A 17,449-nucleotide genomic window follows, 5' to 3' on the forward strand; every position below is an offset into this window, starting at 1 on the left:
GCCTCAGCGCACCGGGTGCCCGGCGCCGCGCAGCGCGTCCTTGACCTCGCCGACGGTGAGTTCGCCGAAGTGGAAGACGCTCGCCGCGAGCACCGCGTCCGCACCCGCGCCGACGGCCGGCGGGAAGTGGGCCACCTCGCCCGCGCCGCCGCTGGCGATCACCGGCACGTCGACCACCTCGCGGACCGCCTGGATCAGCGGCAGGTCGAACCCGGCCTTGGTGCCGTCGGCGTCCATCGAGTTGAGCAGGATCTCGCCCGCGCCCAGCTCGGCGCCGCGCGCCGCCCACTCGACCGCGTCCAGGCCGGTGCCCCGCCGTCCGCCGTGCGTGGTCACCTCGAAGCCGCTCGGCGTCGTGCCGTCCGGTGCGCGGCGCACGTCCAGCGAGAGCACCAGCACCTGCCGGCCGAACCGGTCGGCGATCTCGGCGATCAGCTCCGGCCGGGCGATGGCGGCGGTGTTCACGCCGACCTTGTCCGCCCCGGCGCGCAGCAGCGTGTCGACGTCGGCGACCCGGCGGACACCACCGCCCACGGTGAGCGGGATGAAGACCGACTCGGCGGTGCGCCGCACCACGTCGAGCATGGTCCCCCGGTCGCTGGACGAGGCGGTGACGTCGAGGAAGGTCAGCTCGTCCGCGCCGGCCCGGTCGTACGCCGCCGCCAGCTCCACCGGGTCGCCGGCGTCGCGCAGATCGAGGAAGTTGACCCCCTTGACCACGCGCCCGGCGTCCACGTCCAGACACGGGATGACCCGTACCGCCACCGTCATGCCCCGAGCCTAACGAACGCGCGGGCGGTGGTGACCCGCCGGTGAGGCCGGTCACCACCGCCCGCTGCGGTGTGTGCGTTCGCGCCGGTCAGAGACGGACCAGCATCTTGCCGAGGTTCTCGCCGCGCAGCAGGCCGAGGAACGCCTCGGGGGCCTGCTCGATGCCGTCGACGATCGTCTCGTCGTACGACAGCCGGCCCTCGCGCAGCCAGCCCGCCACCTCCCGCACGAACTGCTCCCGCAGGTGACCGTGGTCACTGACGAGGAAGCCGCGCAGCGTCAGCCGCTTGCCGATCACCAGCGCCAGGTTGCGCGGCGCGGCGGGCGGCTCGGTGGCGTTGTACTGCGCGATCATGCCGCAGATGGCGGCCCGGCCGTGCGGGTTCATCGCCCCGATCGCCGCCTCCAGGTGCTCGCCGCCGACGTTGTCGAAGTACACGTCGACGCCGTCCGGGGCGGCGGCCTTGAGCTGCTTTGACACCGGCCCGTCGTGGTAGTCGAAGGCGGCGTCGAAGCCGAGCGCGGTGAGCCGCTCGACCTTCGCCGCCGAACCGGCGCTGCCGATCACCCGGCCGGCGCCGCGCAGCTTCGCGATCTGGCCGACCATGCTGCCCACCGCACCGGCCGCGCCGGAGACGAACACGGTCTCCCCCGGCTTCATCGCGGCCACGTCGAGCAGCCCGGCGTACGCGGTCAGCCCGGTCATGCCGAGCACGCTCAGGTGCGCGGTGACCGGCGCCAGGTCGGGATCGACAGTACGTACGCCCTTGGCGTCCACGAGCGCGTACTCGCGCCAGCCGAGCCCGTGCAGCACCGTGTCACCGGGCTTGACGCCCCCGGCCTCACCGGACACGACCTCACCGATCGCGCCGCCCTCCAGTGGGGCGTCGAGCGCGAACGGCGGCACGTACGACTTGACGTCGTTCATCCGCCCGCGCATGTACGGGTCGACGGACATGAACCGGTTGCGGACCACCACCTGTCCCGGGCCCGGCGTCGGCACCTCGGTGGTGACCAGCCGGAAGTTCTCCGCGGTCGGCCAGCCGTCCGGCCGGGACGCCAGGTGGATCTCCCTGTTGACGCTCGCCTCGCTCACCAGACCTCCTCGGTTCGCACTGCGGGGCTCCGCTGCGCCGCGCTCCTCGTGCTCACCGGGCCTCGCGGACCGTGCGCGTCACCTCGACGTTGCCACGGGTCGCGTTGGAGTAGGGGCAGACCTGGTGGGCCGCGTCGACCAGCTGCTCGGCGGCCGCGCGCTCGACCGCGGGCAGGTCCACCACGAGCGTCACGGCGAGGCCGTAACCGCCGCTGCCGTTCGGGCCGATGCCCACCTCGGCCTCGACGACCGAGCCGGAGACGTCCGCCTTGGCCTGGCGGGCCACCACGCGCAGCGCGGAGTGGAAGCAGGCCGCGTAGCCGGCCGCGAAGAGCTGCTCCGGGTTGGCCGCGCCGCCGGCGCCGCCCATCTCCTTCGGTACGGCGAGGTCCAGCTCGACCGTGCCGTCGGAGGTCCGGACGTGACCGTCGCGGCCGTCGCCGGTGGCGCGGGCGGAGGCGGTGTAGAGCACCTGCATGTCACTGCTCCTTCTGTCGGTGGATCGTCTCGGTGACCCGGGTGAGGATGCCGTGGAGGAAGACCAGCTCGTCCTCGGTGAGCCCGGTGGCGGCGGCCACCCGCCGCGGCACGTCACCCATCCGCTCCCGCAGGGCCCGGCCCCGGCCGGTGAGGCCCACCTCGACCCGGCGCTCGTCCGCCGCCGATCGGGTACGCACCACCAGACCGGCCGCCTCCAGCCGCTTGAGCAGCGGGGAGAGGGTGCCGGAGTCGAGCCGGAGCTGACCGCCGAGCTCGGAGACCGTGGGGGCGTCGTCGTCGCGCTCCCAGAGCACCAGCAGCACCAGGTACTGCGGGTAGGTCAGGCCGTGCTCGTCGAGGATGGGCCGGTAGACGTCGGTCAGGGCGCGCGACGCCGCGTAGAGCGCGAAGCACACCTGCCGGCGCAGCACCAGATCATCGGTCACCGTGAAACCGTAACGCACAACTAAGTTGTGCACAACCGATCGGCGCGTGGTCCGGGGCGCGCGACGCGCCCCGGAACACCGTCAGCCGACGGGGAGATACGCCTCCAGCTCGACCTCGACCAGGAGATCCGGGTCGATCAGCCCGGCCACCACCACCATCGTGGCCACCGGGCGCACCGGGCCGAACACCGCGTTGTGCGCCCGGCCCACCTCGTCGGCGTAGAGCCGGTCCGTCACGTACATCCGGGTCCGCACCACGTCCGCCGGCCCGGCGCCGACCTCGGCCAGCGCGTCCAGACCGATCCGGATCGCCTGCGCGGTCTGCGCCGCCGCGTCACCCGCGTGCGCCACCCGGCCGTCCACTGTGGAGGTGCAGCCGGCGGTGATCGCCAGCGCGCCGGCCCGCACCACCCGGGAGTAGCCGTACAGCGCCTCCCACGGGCCGCCCGAACCGAGCCGGGTCACCACCCCGGCGTCGGCGGGCGGCTCGGCCGTCACGCGCCGGCCCGCAGCGTCGCCAGCGCCTCGGCGACGGTGAACGCGCCCGCGTAGAGCGCCTTGCCGGCGATCACGCCCTCCACGCCCACCGGCTCCAGCGTGGCCAGCGCCCGCAGGTCGTCCAGCGTGGACACGCCGCCGGAGGCGATCACCGGGGCGTCGGTGCGGGCGCACACCTCGCGCAGCAGGTCCAGGTTCGGCCCGCGCATGGTGCCGTCCTTGGTGATGTCGGTGACCACGTACCGCGCCGCGCCCGCGGCGTCGAGCCGGGCCAGCACCTCGTACAGGTCACCGCCGTCGCGGGTCCAGCCGCGCGCCGACAGGGTACGGCCGCGCACGTCCAGCCCGATCGCCACCCGGTCGCCGTACTCGCCGCAGATCCGGTCGCACCACTGCGGGTCCTCCAGCGCGGCGGTGCCGATGTTGACCCGGGCCGCCCCGGTGCCCAGCGCCGCCCGCAGCGACTCGTCGTCGCGGATGCCGCCGGACAGCTCCACCTTCACGTCCAGCTTGCCGACCACCTCGGCGAGCAGCGCGGCGTTGGAGCCCCGCCCGAACGCGGCGTCCAGGTCGACCAGGTGGATCCACTCCGCACCGTCGGACTGCCAGGCCAGAGCCGCGTCCAGCGGGTCGCCGTACGCGGTCTCGCTACCGGCGGCGCCCTGCACGAGCCGGACGGCCTGGCCGTCGGCGACGTCCACGGCGGGCAACAGGGTGAGGCTCAACGCTTCTCTCCTCGGGTCCTCAACGACGGTCCAGCGCGATCACCACGATCGCGGGCAGGACCAGCAACAACAACACGACCAGCACCAGCCGCAGCGCGAGGTCGTCCACCAGACTCCAGATGGCGACCACCGCGGTCGCGGTGAGCACCAGGATCGTCGCCCGCTCGCGGCGGGTGTGCCGGCGCAGCCGGCCGGTACGCCCGCGCCGCAGCGACGGCGTCAGGCGGCGTACCAGAGAACGACGCCGCTCCCGGCGTGCCACCCGGCGGGCGCGGACGGCGCGCGCCCGCTCCTGCTCGGCCTCGCGCTCCGCGCGGCGGCGGGCCCGCTCCTTGCTCACGCCGACGCCCGCGTGCCCGCCAGCGGGCCGGTCACAACGTGCCGAGCCAGTTGCGCAGCAGCGCGGCCCCGGCGTCGGCCGACTTCTCCGGGTGGAACTGCGCGGCCGAGAGCGGCCCCCGCTCCACCGCCGCGACGAAGTCCGCGCCGTGGTGCGCGGTCGTCACCGTCGCGCCCGCCTCGGCCAGCGCCGCCGGGTCGGTCACCCCGTAGGAGTGGACGAAGTAGAACCGGGTGTCCTCCGGCAGGCCGGCGAACAGCGCCGAGCCGGCCGGCGGCCGCACGGTGTTCCAGCCCATGTGCGGCAGCCGCCGCGCGGGCAGCCGGGTCACGCCCCCGGGCAGCAGCCCGAGCCCCTTGGTGACCACGCCGTGCTCCTCGCCGTGCCCGAAGAGGATCTGCATGCCGACGCAGATGCCCAGCACCGGCCGCCCGGCGGCGACCCGGTCGGCGATGACCGGCCCGGCGCCCAGCGCCTCGATCCCCGCCATGCACGCGGCGAACGCGCCGACGCCCGGCACCACCAGGCCGTCGGCCGACGCGGCGGCGTCCAGGTCGTCGGTGACTGTCACGTCGGCGCCGGCCCGCGCCACCGCGCGCTCGGCCGAACGCAGGTTGCCCGAGCCGTAGTCGAGCACCACCACCCGTGCCATCAGCTCTCCCCCGGCAGCAGCCAGAGCACCCCGGCGGCGGTGGCGAGCACGGCCAGCAGGCCGGTGATCACCACGGCGGCGCGGGGGGCGCCCTGCTTGAGCAGCGACCACGTCCCGCCGAGCAGCAGGCCGGCCAGGATCAGCAGAAGAGTGGGCAGCACCTTCATCAGAGCCGCCTTCCATCCGCGACTGCGGGACTCCGCCGCGCTGCGTTCCTCGCGCTCATCAGAGAGCGCCCTTCGTGGAGGGCACCACACCCGCGTTCCGCGGGTCCAGGGCGGTGGCCTCCCGCAGCGCGCGGGAGACGGCCTTGAACTGCGCCTCGACCACGTGGTGGGCGTCCGGGTGGCCGCCGGGCCGGGCCGCGCGCAGCACGTCCACGTGCAGCGTGATCCGGGCCGACTGGCCGAACGACTCCCAGATGTGCCGGGTCATGCTCGTCGGGTAGACCGGCCCGATGTACGGCGCCAGCGCCGGCTCGTCGTGCACCACGTACGGGCGGCCGGACAGGTCGACGGCGGCCCGGACCAGCACCTCGTCCATCGGGACGGTCGCCGATCCGTACCGCCGGATGCCGGCCTTGTCGCCCAGCGCCCGGTCGAACGCGGCGCCCAGCGCGAGCGCCGTGTCCTCCATCGTGTGGTGCGCGTCGATCTCCAGGTCGCCGACGGTGTGCACGGTCAGGTCGAAGCCCCCGTGCCGGGCGATCTGGTTGAGCATGTGGTCGTAGAAGCCGACGCCGGTGGAGATGTCGGCCTTGCCGGTGCCGTCGAGGTCGATCTCGACGAGCACCTTCGTCTCGTTTGTGACCCGCTCGATCCGGGCGATCCGGCTCATGAAACTCTCTCCATCGCGGTGAGGAAGGCGTCGGTCTCGGTCGGGGTGCCGGCGGTGACGCGCAGCCAGCCGGGCAGGCCGACGTCGCGTACCAGGACGCCGGCATCGAGCAGGGTACGCCAGGCCACCGCCTGGTCCCCCGCGACGGCGAACAGCACGAAGTTGGCGTCGCTGTCGGCCACCCGGTGGCCCCGGGCGCGCAGCTCGGCGACAATCCGGTCCCGCTGCTCCTTGATCGCGGTCACGGTGCCGAGCAGGGCGCCCCGGTGCGCCAGCGCCGCGCGGGCCGCGGCCTGGGTGAGCGCGGACAGGTGGTAGGGCAGCCGGACCAGCTGCACCGCGTCCACCACCGCCGGGTCGGCGGCCAGGTAGCCGAGCCGGCCGCCGGCGAAGCCGAACGCCTTGCTCATGGTGCGGGTCACCACCAGCCGCGGGTGGCCGGGCAGCACGGCGAGCGCGCTGACCGTGCCGGGGCGGGCGAACTCGGCGTACGCCTCGTCCACGATCACCATGCCTGGTGCCTCGTCCAGCACGGCGGCGACCACCGCCGGGTCCAGCGCGGTGCCGGTCGGGTTGTTCGGCGAGCAGAGGAACACCACGTCGGGCCGGTGCTCGCGGACCTGGGCCACCGCCTCGTCGGCGGTGAGCCCGAAGTCCGCGCCGCGCGGGGCGGGCACCCACCGGGTGCCGGTGCCGAGCGCCAGCAGGGGGTGCATGGAGTATGCCGGGATGAAGCCGAGCGCGGTGCGCCCGGGACCGCCGAACGCCTGGAGCAGCTGCTGCTGGATCTCGTTGGAGCCGTTCGCCGCCCACACGTTCTCGGCGGTGAGCCCGTGGCCGAGGTAGGCGGCCAGGTCGGCGCGCAGCGCCACGGCGTCCCGGTCCGGGTAGCGGTTGAGGTCACGCAGCTCGGCGGCGACCGCCTTGCCGATCGCCTCGACCACCGGCTCGGGCACCGGGTAGGAGTTCTCGTTCGTGTTCAGCCGTACCGCCACGTCGAGCTGCGGCGCCCCGTACGGCGTACGCCCGCGCAGGTCGTCGCGGATCGGCAGCTCGTCGAGCGTGGTCACGACGCGCCGCCCTCGGGGAACCGGACGCTGACCGCCTGGCCGTGCGCGGGCAGGTCCTCCACCGTCGCCAGCGTCACCACGTGCGGCGCCACGTCGCGCAGCGCGTCCTGCGTGTATTCGACCAGGTGCACGCCGCGCAGGAACGACTGCACGGACAGCCCCGAGGAGTGCCGCGCGCAGCCGCCGGTGGGGAGCACGTGGTTGGAGCCCGCGCAGTAGTCGCCGAGCGACACCGGCGACCAGGCGCCCACGAACACCGCCCCGGCGTTGCGGACCCGCAGCGCCCACTCGCGGGCGTTCTCGGTCTGGATCTCCAGGTGCTCGGCCGCGTACGCGTCGACCACCCGCAGTCCGGCCTCCAGGTCGTCGACCAGGACGACGCCGCTCTGCTCGCCGCGCAGCGCGGTGCCGATCCGCTCGGCGTGCTTGGCCGCCGGCGCCTGCCGGGCCAGTTCGGCGTCGACCGCGTCGGCCAGCGCGGTGGACGGGGTGACGAGCACGCTCGCCGCCAGCGGGTCGTGCTCGGCCTGGCTGATCAGGTCGGCGGCGACGTGCGCCGGGTCGGCGGTGTCGTCGGCCAGGATCGCGATCTCGGTCGGGCCGGCCTCGGCGTCGATGCCGACCACGCCGCGCAGCAGCCGCTTCGCGGCGGTGACCCAGATGTTGCCCGGACCGGTGATCATGTCGACCGGCTCGCAGCGCTCGTCGCCGGTCGGGTCGACGCCCGCGCCGTAGGCGAGCATGGCGACCGCCTGGGCGCCGCCCACCGCGTACACCTCGTCCACGCCGAGCAGCGCGCAGGCTGCGAGGACCCGGCGGTCCGGCAGGCCGTCGTTGTCCTTCTGCGGCGGGCTCACCACCACCAGCGAGCGCACCCCGGCCGCCTGGGCCGGGACCACGTTCATCACCACCGTCGACGGGTACATGGCCAGGCCGCCCGGGACGTAGAGGCCGACCCGGTCGACCGGCACCCACCGCTCGGTCACCGTGCCGCCGGGCACCACAGTCGTGGTGTGGTCGGTGCGGCGCTGGTCGGCGTGCACCTTGCGGGCCCTGGTGATCGACTCCAGCAGCGCGGCGCGGACCTGCGGGTCCAGCTCGCCCTCGGCGGCGCGGATCGTCTCGACCGGCACCCGCAGCCGCTCCGGGGAGACGCCGTCGAACCGTTCGCTGGCCTCCCGGATCGCCGGGTACCCATGGTCCCGGACCGCCTCCACGAGCGGGCGGATCCGCTCGACCGCCACGGAGACGTCGAGCTGGGCACGGGGCAGCAGGCGGCGCGGGTCACGGACCCCGCCGCGCAGGTCGATCCGATTCAACACGCCTGCGAGTCTAGGCCGCCGACCGGGCCACCGGCCGGGCCCGCCCGCACGCCGGGACGGTGAGCCGGGACACGCGCGGGCGGGCGCGTTGGCGATACGCTCGATCACGTGAGCGCACGGCTGCCGGTGTTCCCGCTCGGGACCGTCCTCTTCCCCGGGCTGGTCCTTCCGCTGCACATCTTCGAGGAGCGCTACAAGGCGCTGGTGCGCCACCTCGTCGGGCTGCCCGAGGGCGCGCCGCGCGAGTTCGGCGTGGTGGCGATCCGGGCCGGCTGGGAGGTGGCGCCGGCCGGGCCGCCGGGGCTTTCCGGGCCGGCCGGTGGCGAGGTCACGCTGCACGAGGTCGGCTGCACCGCCGAGCTGCGGCAGGTCACCGAGCTTGCCGACGGCGGCTTCGACATCGTCACTGTGGGACGGCGACGGTTCCGGGTCGCCGAGGTCGACGCCTCCACCGAGCCGTACCTCACCGCCGAGGTGGAGTGGCTGCCGGAGCCGGACGGCCCGGACGAGACCGCCGACCTGCTCGCGGCCCGGGTGATCTCGGTGTTCCGGCAGTATCTCGGGCTGATCCGGCCCGAGCAGCAGGAGATCACCGAGCAGCTGCCGGAGGATCCCACGGTCCTGTCGCACCTGGTCGCGGCGACCGCCGCGCTGACCGTCGCCGACCGGCAGCGGCTGCTCGCCGTCGACGACACGGCCGGCCGGCTCCGCGCCGAGCTGCGCCTGCTCAACCGGGAGACGGCGTTGCTGCGGCGGGTGCGCGCGGTGCCGGTGCCGCTCAGCGAGCTGGCTGGTCCCCCGGCGCCGAACTGAACCCGGGCGGGGGCGGCGGCCAGGCGGCGTCGGGCTCCGGCCGCAGCGACGGCCACCGCGACCAGCCCGCCAGCAGCGTGTACGTGACCGCGGCGCCGAACGCGGCGAGCAGCAGGTTACCGTGCGGCAGCGGCAACGGGCCGTACCAGTCGACGCCACCGGCGCGCAGGTCGACCGGCTTGGTGAACGCGGTGCCCGGCGGCGCGGTCTCCACCAGCCGCTGGAACGTCGACAGCCCGATCCGGCGGCCGACCTGCCAGGCCACCACCGCCGCGCCGATGCCGCCGAGCGTCACCGCGAGCAGGCCCGCCGGGCCACGCCGGCGGCGCAGCAGCACCCACAGGGCGATGGCGGCGAGCACGCCGAAGCCGAGCGTCAGGAGGCTGAACCAGCCGTCCGCGGCGATCGGCTGCTCCGGCTGCGGCGTGGTGTAGACCGCGCCGGCCGGGGTCTGGCGTACCGGGGTGGCCGGCGCCAGCCACGCCCAGAGCAGGCCGAGCGGTACGCCGAGCGCGGTGAGCAGCCCGACCACGCCGAGCGCGGTGAGCAGCGGGCGGCGCGACCGGTCGGCGCCGGGCAGCGCCGCCGTCACGAACGGATGCCCGGCGAGCGGGTCGGCGCCGGGGGCGGTGACCGGTGTGCCGGCCGGCACCGGCAGGCCGCCGGGCCAGCCGGGCGGCTGAGCGGCCCCGGGCCACACGTCGCCGCCGGGACGCGGGGCGGTGCCGGGCAGCGGGGCCTCGCCCGGCTGCGGGGCCTCGCCGGGACGCGGGGCGTCGCCCGGCTGCGGGGCGTCGCCGTCGCCGCGCTCGCGCGCCCGCTCGGGCTCACTGGTGTCCGGACTCACGCGTTGATCCTCTCAGGCCCGGGCACGACGCGGGGCGGTGGTCGGCGCTCAGCGTGCGAACGGTTCCAGCATCACCGCTGCCGCCTTGAGCCAGGCGTCACGGGTCTCGGCCTGGAGCTGGTGGTACTCGATCGAGGAGCCGGTCTCCAGCGCCGGGTCGTACGGCACCACGGCGACCGCGCGGGTACGGGTGGCGAAGTGCCGCTCCAGGTCGTCCTGCAGCGAGGTACGCCCCGGCGTCGGGCAGGAGATCAGCGTGACCGCGTTGTCGGCCAGCTCGCCCATGCCCACCTCGTGCAGCAGGTCGAGCATCCAGTCCGCGCTGAACGCCGCGTCCTCACGCGGCACGGTGGTCACCACGAGCTGGTCGGCGGCCTGCATGACGGTGCGCCAGTTGGGGCTCTCCACGTTGTTGCCGGTGTCCACGCAGACCACCTCGTGGGTGCGGCGCAGCAGCTCCAGCACCCGCTTGACGGTGAACTGGTCGAGCCGCTGGGCGAAGCGCGGGCTCTCCTCACCGGCCAGCACGTCGTACGAGCCGTCGGAGGCGTGCCGCAGGTAGTCGTCGAGGTGCGACAGCAGCGTGTTGCCCTCGAGGATCTCGATCTGCGCCAGGTCGTGGATCAGGTGGCGGATGGTGCGGGCGTGCCGGGCGCTGCCGGCCCGCAGACCGAGCGTGCCGCGCAGCTCGTTGTCGTCCCAGGCGAGCACGCCGCGCCCGCGTACGCTGCCCACCGTGGCGGCGGCGAGCACCGTCGCCGTGGTCTTGTGCACCCCGCCCTTGGGGTTGGCGAAGGCGAGCACCCTCGGGGTGCCCAGCTCGCGGCGCAGCACGCCGGTCGCCCGTTCCACCTCCGGGTCCGGCTCCGGGGCACGCCACTGCGCGTGGGACGCCTCGGCCCGGCCGGAGCGCCCCTCCAGCGGGCGGCGTGGCGCGGGCACCACCGGCTCCGGGGCCGGCGGCGCGTCGGGCCGGTAGCGGCCCCGGTCGAGCAGCGCGTAGCGGGACTCGGCCGGCGGCGGCGCGGGCCGGTAGCCACCGTCGAGAAGGGAGTACCGGGACTCGGCCGGCGCCTCGGCCCGGCCGAGCGGCTCCGGGCGGGCGGGCTCGGGCCGCCAGGACGGCTCCGAGCGCGGCTCGGCGGTGAAGGGCTGCTCGGGCGCGAGCGACGGGTCGGCACGCCGGGGCGGGTCGGGCGGGTAGGGCTGCCCGGCACGCCAGGACGGCTCCGGGTCGCTGCGGTAAGCCGGGTCGGCCCGGTAGGCCGGCTCGCCGTCGCGGCGGGGATCGGCGCGGAAGGCCGGGTCGACCCGGAACGTGGCCTCGGCCCGGTAACCGGGCTCGGCGCCGTACGACCCGTCGGGGGCGCGACCGACGGCTGCGGCGCGACCGGTCCAGCCGGTGCCCGCGCCACGACGCGGCAGCGGGTCGGGCGGCGGGGCCGGTTGCTCCTCGACGTGCCGGTCGGCGTCGGCGTGCTCCGCGCCGCGACCGCCGAGCCGGGCCCGGTCGAGCAGCGCCCGCCACCGCGGTGCCGGCTCGCCCTGCCGACCCCAGCCGGTCTCGCTGCCGTCCAAGGATTCGCCCTCCCCCAGCCCATCGATCTCCGCCTGACAGGCTACGAACGAAACCCTATTCGGACCACTCCCCGCGCCGCACATCGCCCGTCGGCCCGCCGCACGATGGGATCCGCCGGGTCGCCGCGTGCCTGGACGTCTCAGGAGGTGGGAGCGGGATTGGGTGCCCCGGAACCGGCGGGTGGCGCGGGGGCGGTCGGTGAAGGTCCGCTCACCGTCCGTGCGGCTTCCGACGAATCGCCCATTCCGCCTGCCTCCGCGTGCCAGGTGTCGGCCGGTGGCCGGGCCACGTCACGCTGCTCGGGCAGCGGCGGGGTGAACACGCTCCGGTCCAGGCGGCGCACCTCCGGCGCCGGGTCCACCACCCGGACGCCGGGCCGGCCGGCGAGCGCCCGCAGGGCGTCCGGCGTGGCACTCACCACCGCGGCGTAGACGCAGGCGCAGCCCGTCCGGTACGCCGCCGCCTCGCGGACGGCGACGTCGGCGCCACTGTCGTACACCCGGCGCAGTTCCGGATCGGCGGTGGCGGCGGCGCGGGAGCGGTAGTCGGCGGCCTCCCGGTCCTTGCGCCCGGCGACGCCGGCCATCCCGGCCACCACGTCCCGCGGCAGGCGCAGCGCCGCGATCCGGACGATCTCGGTCTGCCGGCCGGGCAGCGGCACCCGCGCCACCACCGCCGAGACCCGCGTGCCGTCCAGCGCGGCGGCCGCCCGCGCCGGGGTCAGATAGTCGGCGAACGAGACGAGCGCGTAGCCGTCGGGCGTGTCGAGGCGGGCCAGTTCGTCCCCGGCGGCGCGCAGGTACTCCGGGATGCTCGCGCCGCCGGTCACGCCCACCCTCGTGACCTCGCCGACCGTGCGGTCGCTCGCCGGACGGTCCCGCCGCTGCTCCACGGCGACCACCAGCACCACGAGCGCGCAGGCCAGCGCGAGCCAGGTCAGCGCGGCAGACCGGGACCGGCGCGGCGGCGCGGGATGGTCGCTCACATCAGTCGCGCAGGATCTCCAGCGCCCGGGCCAAGTCGTCCGGGTACTCGCTGACGAACGTCACGGCGTCGCCGGTGCCCGGGTGCGCGAAGCTCAGCGAGCGGGCGTGCAGCCACTGCCGGGACAGCCCGAGCCGGGCCGACAGCGTCGGGTCCGCGCCGTAGGTCAGGTCGCCCACGCAGGGGTGCCGCAGCGTGGAGAAGTGCACCCGGATCTGGTGCGTACGCCCGGTCTCCAGCCGCACGTCGAGCAGGCTGGCCGCCGGGAACGCCTCGATCGTGTCGTAGTGGGTGATGCTCGGCTTGCCGCCGGAGACCACCGCCCAGCGGTAGTCGTGGTGCGGGTGCCTGTCGATCGGCGCGTCGATGGTGCCGCTCGACGGGTCCGGGTGGCCCTGCACCACGGCGTGGTAGCGCTTCTCCACCTCGCGGTACTTGAACGCCCGCTTCAGCGAGGTGTACGCGCGCTCGCTCTTGGCCACCACCATGATCCCGGTGGTGCCCACGTCGAGCCGGTGCACCACGCCCTGCCGCTCGGCGGCGCCGCTGGTGGAGATCCGGTGGCCGATGCCGGCCAGCCCGCCGATCACGGTGGGGCCGGTCCAGCCCGGGCTCGGGTGCGCCGCCACCCCGACCGGCTTGTCCACCACCACGATGTCGTCGTCGGCGTACACCACGGTCAGGCCGGGCACCGCCTGCGGCACCACAGTCGGCGGGGCGGGCGGCGCGGGCAGCGTGACCTCCAGCCACGAGCCCGCCTTGACCTTGTGCGAGTTGGGCCGGGCGACGCCGTCGACGAACGCGTCGCCGGCGTCGATCAGACCGGCGGCGGCGGTGCGGGAGAGCCCGAACAGGCGGGACACGGCCTGGTCCAGGCGCATGCCGTCGAGGCCGTCGGGCACGGGCAGGGAGCGGGTGTCGCCGCCGGCGGCGAAGGCGGAGGTCATGCGCTCTCCCGCTGCTCGGCCGTGGCGGCGTCGTCGCGCTTGTCATCGCGCTTGTCGCGCTTCTGGTCACGCAGCCGGGAGCCGTCGCGCTGGCGGCCGGTCAGCTCCAGGAAGACCGCGAGCACCACGCCGCACACCAGCGAACTGTCGGCCAGGTTGAACACCGGGTAGTACTCGCCGTACGGCCCGAACAAGCTGATCATGTCGACGACGTGGCCGACGAAGTGCCCCGGCGCGCGGAAGATCCGGTCGATCAGGTTGCCCAGCGCGCCGCCCAGCACCAGGCCCAGCGACACCGCCCACGGCAGCGAGCGCAGCCGCAGCGCCATCCAGGCGATCCACCCGATCACCACGAACGTGATGATCGGGAAGACCCAGGTGTGGTCGGAACCGATGCTCCAGGCCGCGCCGCTGTTGCGGGTGAGCGTGAAGTAGACGGCGCCGCCGAGCACCGACACCGGCTCCCGGCCGGGCAGCTCGCTGAGCGCGAGCTGCTTGGTGCCCAGGTCCGCCAGGAGCGAGAACAGGGAGACGCCGAGCAGCAGCGTGACCGCCCTGCGGCGGGGCGTGCCGGCGCCTGTCTCGGTGGTGCCGGACCCGGCGGGCGGTGCTGCGGTCATCTGCTCCCCATCGACGCTCGCGACGGTGGCGGTCACCGTCTGCCGTTCGGCCGCCGGGGAGCGGTGATCAGCGCCGCTCCTCCAGCTGCTTGCAGCTCACGCAGAGGGTGGCCGACGGGAACGCGGCGAGCCGCTCCACCGGGATCGGGTTGCCGCACCGCTCGCACCAGCCGTAGCCACCCTCGTCGAGCCGCTCCAGCGCGCGCTCGACCTGCGTGATCCGCTCCTTGATGCTGTTGGCGAGTGAGATCTCCTGCTCGCGCTCGAACGTCTTGGTCCCGGTGTCGGCCTGGTCGTCCCCGGCCGAGTCGGTCAAGCGGTCGCGCTGCAGCTCGGTGATCTCGCTCAGCGTCTGATCGTACTCGGCGTTGAGCTCGTCCCGCCGCGCCGCCAGGGCGGCCCGGATCTTCTCGGTCTCCGCCGCGCTGCGGGTGGCCTTCGCCACCGGCTTGCGACCGGCGGTCCTGGTGTCGGCTGGCTTCGCCATCGTCAGCTCCCTCAGCCGCATGGCGCGGCGGTCAGCGGTACGTGGGCGGGGACGCCCTCGTCGGCGTCTCCGCGTACGGAAGGGTGCACGGCGAACGGGACCGCCGTGCACTCCGGAGGTTGGCAAGAATACGGAACGTACAGGCGTCCGACAACGTGCCGCACCGTCGTCCCACGTATCCGCCCCGGACTGCCATCAATCGGGGCAAAAGGAACCGTAGCAGATCAGCGGGCCGGTTCCTCGCCGTACTCCCCGAACCACCTCGCCAGCCGGCCGCGGCGGCTCACCGCACGCAGCCGCCGCTCGGTCTCGTCCCGCACGCCCGCCGTGGCGACGATGAGCAGGCTGTCCCCGATCTTGAGCCGGGTGTCCGGGCCGGGCACGAAACCGACACCGTCGCGCAGCACCAGGGTGACGGCGGCCCCGACCGGCAGGCGCAGCTCGTCCACGTGCACCCCGGCCATCCGCGACCCGGCGGGCACCTCGAGCTGGAGCAGGTCGGCTCGCATCCGTTCCAGCGGGGCGGTCTCCAGCAGGATCTCGCTCGCCTCGGCCGGCGCGGTCACGCCCAGCCGGCGGGCCGCCGGCGCCAGCGTGCCCGCCTGGAGCAACGTGAAGATCACCACCAGGACGAAGACCGCGTCGAACAGGCGGCCCGCCCCCGGCACGTGCAACGACAACGGGATGGTCGCCAGCACCACCGGCACCGCGCCGCGCAGCCCGGCCCAGGACAGGAAGAGCTGCTCGCGCAGGTTCACCCGGAACGGCAGCGCGGAGATCGCCACCGACAACGGCCGGGCGAGCAGCAGCAGCGCCAGCCCGGTGATCACGGCCGGCAGCACCGCCGCATCCAGCCGGCTCGGCGACACCAGCAGGCCGAGCAGCACGAACAGGCCGATCTGGGCCAGCCAGGCCAGCCCGTCGGCGAAGCCGAGAATGGCCTGCCGGTGCGGCAGCCTGGAGTTGCCGAGCAGCACGCCCGCGACGTAGACGGCGAGGAAACCCGAGGCGTGCAGCACCGACCCGGCCGCGTACGCCAGCACGGTGAAACCGACCACAGCGATCGGGTACAGGCCGGCCGACGGCAGCGCCGCCCGGCGCAGCGCGTACCGGCCGGCCAGCCCGGCGCCGACCCCGACCGCCGCGCCGGCGCTCAGCTCGTAGCCGAGCAGCAGCACCTCGTACCACCAGGGGTGGGCCGCCTCGGCCCCGGCGCGGGACAGCAGCAGCACCAGCAGCACGACCGGGGCGTCGTTCACCCCGGACTCGGCCTCCAGCGCGGCCACCAGCCGGGGCGGCAGGCGCAGCCGGCGCAGCGTGGCGAACACGGCCGCCGCGTCGGTGGAGGAGAGCACCGCGCCGTAGAGCAGCGCCAGCCGCCAGTCCAGGCCGAGCAGCAGGTGCACCACCACGCCGACGACCACGATGCTGACCACGACACCGACAGTGGACAGCGCCGCGGCCAGGCCGAGCACCGGCCGTAACGTGCTCCACCGCGCGGTCAGACCACCCTCCGCGATGATCACGATGAGCGCGCAGAAGCCGAGCACCCGGGTCAGCTCGACGTCGTCGAACCGGATGCCCAGACCGGCCTCCCCGAGCAGCACGCCCAGTGCCAGGTAGACCAGGAGACTCGGTACGCCGAGCCGGGTGGAGAACCGCACCGCGCCCACCGCGACCAGCAGCACGGCGGCGCCCACGAGCAACGCGACGTCGAGCCCCGGGGTCATCGCCGGCCGGCCCGACCGGACCTCACGCCGTGCTGCCGTCGCGCAGCCGGCGCAGCACCTCCGGCAGCCCGTCGTGCGGGCGCTCCACCAGGAAGAGCTTGTCCCGGCTCGCCGCGCCGGAGCGCAGCGACACGGTCGCCGGCCGGACGCCGAGCGCGTCGGCGAGTGCCCGGCGGGCCGCCTCGGTGGCGCGGCCGTCCACCGCCGGCGCGTGCACCGCGACGACGAGCGCGGGCCCGTACGGGCCGTCGAACCGGCCGCCCACCCGGGCGCGGGCCGCCCCGGGCTTCACCCGCACCGCGACGGTGAGCGTGTCGTCAGCGGTCGTCATGGTCAGCGCGGAGCCTCGGCGAGCAGGGTGGTGGCGGCGGCGCAGTGCGCGCACGGGGTGAAGCCCAGACCGACCGCCTCGGCCACCGGCAGTGGCTCGTCGTCCCGGCCCACCAGGTGCGGGCAGTCGGGCAGATGGAAGCGGGGGTGCCCGTCCACCACCAGGACGTCGGCGGGCAGCCGGACCAGCCGGGCGACCTCCCCTGCGGAGAGGAACTCGGCCGGCGGGTCGCCGTCGAACGCCTCGCCGGGTGCGGGCGAGGTGGGGCGCGGGGCCTCCGGGACGCGTGGGCCGGGCGGCGAGTAGGGCGCGGGTTCCTCGTCCGGCCCGGCGTCGAACGGCGGCGGGTACGGCGCGGTGGCGCGCTCGTCCGGCCCGGCGTCGAACGGCGGCGAGTACGCGGCCGGCGGCGGTGGGTCGTCCGGCTCGGTCACCGGCGACCCGGGCGGTTGCCGCCACCCGGGTCCGCCGGCGCCGACCGTGGACGTGTGGTGCGGGACCGGGCTCACCGGTTCGTCAGGGGACGGAACGGTGTGCGGGGTCCGCAGCCGCGGCCCGGTCTCCCGGCCGGCCGTGGCCCGCGCCGCGGCGGCCTGGCGGGCGAACGCGACGAAGGCGACGGCGGACAGCAGGCTGGCCGCGATCGAGACGATGAGAAGGAGGCTGGATCCGCCGGCGAGGCCGGCGATCAGCAGCACGACCGCGACGAGGATGAGCAGGATGCTGGCGGCTACCACGGCTCACCCCCGGCCGCGTCGTGTCGGTCTGGGCGGGGGGGGGGGGGGGGGGGGGGGGGGGGGGGGGGGGGGGGGGGGGGGCGGGCCGGGCGCGCGCCCCCCGCGCCGCGGCCGCGGGGCGCCGGCGCCCCGGGCCG

At 75.3% G+C, this 17,449-nt stretch carries 22 protein-coding genes; 1 reads left to right on the forward strand and 21 read right to left on the reverse strand.

Annotated elements, in window-relative coordinates; all coding sequences use genetic code 11:
• Positions 1-3: 3 nt before the first annotated feature.
• The 12 genes from hisF to hisD all read right to left on the reverse strand — a co-directional run bounded on the left by hisF (position 4) and on the right by hisD (position 8,237).
• Positions 4-771 carry an imidazole glycerol phosphate synthase subunit HisF gene (hisF, locus tag ACGFIA_RS08795; RefSeq protein WP_013287573.1) on the reverse strand — a complete coding sequence of 256 codons (768 nt, stop codon included), beginning with the start codon at positions 769-771 and terminating at the stop codon, positions 4-6.
• Between the two features lie 88 nt (positions 772-859).
• A complete protein-coding gene (locus ACGFIA_RS08800; RefSeq protein ID WP_393259283.1) occupies positions 860-1,867 on the reverse strand; it encodes an NADP-dependent oxidoreductase in 1,008 nt (335 codons plus the stop codon).
• A 52-nt stretch (positions 1,868-1,919) separates the two neighbouring features.
• The gene (locus ACGFIA_RS08805) at positions 1,920-2,345 is read right to left on the reverse strand and encodes an organic hydroperoxide resistance protein (RefSeq protein ID WP_091045350.1); all 426 of its coding nucleotides are present in this window, start codon (positions 2,343-2,345) and stop codon (positions 1,920-1,922) included.
• A 1-nt stretch (position 2,346) separates the two neighbouring features.
• Entirely contained in the window at positions 2,347-2,793 is a 447-nt protein-coding gene (locus tag ACGFIA_RS08810; protein WP_393259285.1) for a MarR family winged helix-turn-helix transcriptional regulator, read from the reverse strand.
• A gap of 81 nt (positions 2,794-2,874) precedes the next feature.
• Positions 2,875-3,291: a Rid family hydrolase gene (locus ACGFIA_RS08815; protein WP_393259287.1), complete on the reverse strand. Its 417-nt coding sequence runs from the start codon at positions 3,289-3,291 to the stop codon at positions 2,875-2,877.
• Positions 3,288-4,016: a bifunctional 1-(5-phosphoribosyl)-5-((5-phosphoribosylamino)methylideneamino)imidazole-4-carboxamide isomerase/phosphoribosylanthranilate isomerase PriA gene (priA, locus tag ACGFIA_RS08820; protein WP_018785235.1), complete on the reverse strand. Its 729-nt coding sequence runs from the start codon at positions 4,014-4,016 to the stop codon at positions 3,288-3,290. Before priA ends, ACGFIA_RS08815 begins: the two co-directional genes overlap by 4 nt.
• Before the next feature lie 19 nt (positions 4,017-4,035).
• A complete protein-coding gene (locus ACGFIA_RS08825; RefSeq protein ID WP_357380826.1) occupies positions 4,036-4,356 on the reverse strand; it encodes a hypothetical protein in 321 nt (106 codons plus the stop codon).
• Positions 4,357-4,387: 31 nt separating this feature from the next.
• The gene (gene hisH / locus ACGFIA_RS08830; RefSeq protein ID WP_357380824.1) at positions 4,388-5,008 is read right to left on the reverse strand and encodes an imidazole glycerol phosphate synthase subunit HisH; all 621 of its coding nucleotides are present in this window, start codon (positions 5,006-5,008) and stop codon (positions 4,388-4,390) included.
• Positions 5,008-5,175, reverse strand: coding sequence for a hypothetical protein (locus tag ACGFIA_RS08835; protein ID WP_393259289.1), 168 nt, complete (start codon positions 5,173-5,175; stop codon positions 5,008-5,010). Before ACGFIA_RS08835 ends, hisH begins: the two co-directional genes overlap by 1 nt.
• A 58-nt stretch (positions 5,176-5,233) precedes the next feature.
• Positions 5,234-5,845 carry an imidazoleglycerol-phosphate dehydratase HisB gene (hisB, locus tag ACGFIA_RS08840; RefSeq protein WP_018785239.1) on the reverse strand — a complete coding sequence of 204 codons (612 nt, stop codon included), beginning with the start codon at positions 5,843-5,845 and terminating at the stop codon, positions 5,234-5,236.
• Complete coding sequence (locus ACGFIA_RS08845) at positions 5,842-6,915, reverse strand: histidinol-phosphate transaminase (protein WP_393259291.1); 1,074 nt, start codon at positions 6,913-6,915, stop codon at positions 5,842-5,844. The genes hisB and ACGFIA_RS08845 overlap by 4 nt, the downstream gene beginning before the upstream one ends.
• Positions 6,912-8,237 carry a histidinol dehydrogenase gene (hisD, locus tag ACGFIA_RS08850; protein ID WP_393259293.1) on the reverse strand — a complete coding sequence of 442 codons (1,326 nt, stop codon included), beginning with the start codon at positions 8,235-8,237 and terminating at the stop codon, positions 6,912-6,914. The genes ACGFIA_RS08845 and hisD overlap by 4 nt, the downstream gene beginning before the upstream one ends.
• Positions 8,238-8,345: 108 nt before the next feature.
• On the opposite strand from hisD, the gene ACGFIA_RS08855 reads away from it, so the two are divergent.
• Positions 8,346-9,050, forward strand: coding sequence for an LON peptidase substrate-binding domain-containing protein (locus tag ACGFIA_RS08855; RefSeq protein WP_357476764.1), 705 nt, complete (start codon positions 8,346-8,348; stop codon positions 9,048-9,050).
• Here ACGFIA_RS08855 and ACGFIA_RS08860 read toward each other — a convergent pair.
• The 9 genes from ACGFIA_RS08860 to ACGFIA_RS08900 all read right to left on the reverse strand — a co-directional run bounded on the left by ACGFIA_RS08860 (position 9,016) and on the right by ACGFIA_RS08900 (position 17,312).
• The gene (locus ACGFIA_RS08860; protein WP_393259338.1) at positions 9,016-9,783 is read right to left on the reverse strand and encodes a DUF2567 domain-containing protein; all 768 of its coding nucleotides are present in this window, start codon (positions 9,781-9,783) and stop codon (positions 9,016-9,018) included. The genes ACGFIA_RS08855 and ACGFIA_RS08860 overlap by 35 nt on opposite strands.
• Positions 9,784-9,945: 162 nt before the next feature.
• Positions 9,946-11,475 (reverse strand): ATPase, encoded by a 1,530-nt coding sequence (locus tag ACGFIA_RS08865; protein WP_393259295.1) that lies wholly within the window; start codon positions 11,473-11,475, stop codon positions 9,946-9,948.
• A gap of 140 nt (positions 11,476-11,615) precedes the next feature.
• Positions 11,616-12,461, reverse strand: a complete 846-nt coding sequence (locus ACGFIA_RS08870) for a hypothetical protein (protein ID WP_393259297.1) — start codon at positions 12,459-12,461, stop codon at positions 11,616-11,618.
• Between the two features lies 1 nt (position 12,462).
• The gene (locus tag ACGFIA_RS08875) at positions 12,463-13,407 is read right to left on the reverse strand and encodes an RluA family pseudouridine synthase (protein WP_393259299.1); all 945 of its coding nucleotides are present in this window, start codon (positions 13,405-13,407) and stop codon (positions 12,463-12,465) included.
• A complete protein-coding gene (lspA, locus tag ACGFIA_RS08880) occupies positions 13,404-14,027 on the reverse strand; it encodes a signal peptidase II (protein WP_393259301.1) in 624 nt (207 codons plus the stop codon). The genes ACGFIA_RS08875 and lspA overlap by 4 nt, the downstream gene beginning before the upstream one ends.
• 67 nt (positions 14,028-14,094) lie before the next feature.
• On the reverse strand, positions 14,095-14,514 hold the full coding sequence (locus ACGFIA_RS08885) for a TraR/DksA C4-type zinc finger protein (protein WP_091268039.1): 420 nt from the start codon (positions 14,512-14,514) through the stop codon (positions 14,095-14,097).
• 224 nt (positions 14,515-14,738) lie between these two features.
• Entirely contained in the window at positions 14,739-16,244 is a 1,506-nt protein-coding gene (locus ACGFIA_RS08890) for a potassium/proton antiporter (protein ID WP_393259303.1), read from the reverse strand.
• 22 nt (positions 16,245-16,266) lie between these two features.
• Complete coding sequence (locus ACGFIA_RS08895) at positions 16,267-16,575, reverse strand: DUF167 domain-containing protein (protein ID WP_357380801.1); 309 nt, start codon at positions 16,573-16,575, stop codon at positions 16,267-16,269.
• 2 nt (positions 16,576-16,577) lie between these two features.
• Positions 16,578-17,312, reverse strand: a complete 735-nt coding sequence (locus ACGFIA_RS08900) for a hypothetical protein (protein WP_393259305.1) — start codon at positions 17,310-17,312, stop codon at positions 16,578-16,580.
• Positions 17,313-17,449: the final 137 nt, after the last annotated feature.

It is taken from the genome of Micromonospora sp. NPDC049203 (assembly GCF_043197215.1).
Classification (GTDB): domain Bacteria; phylum Actinomycetota; class Actinomycetes; order Mycobacteriales; family Micromonosporaceae; genus Micromonospora.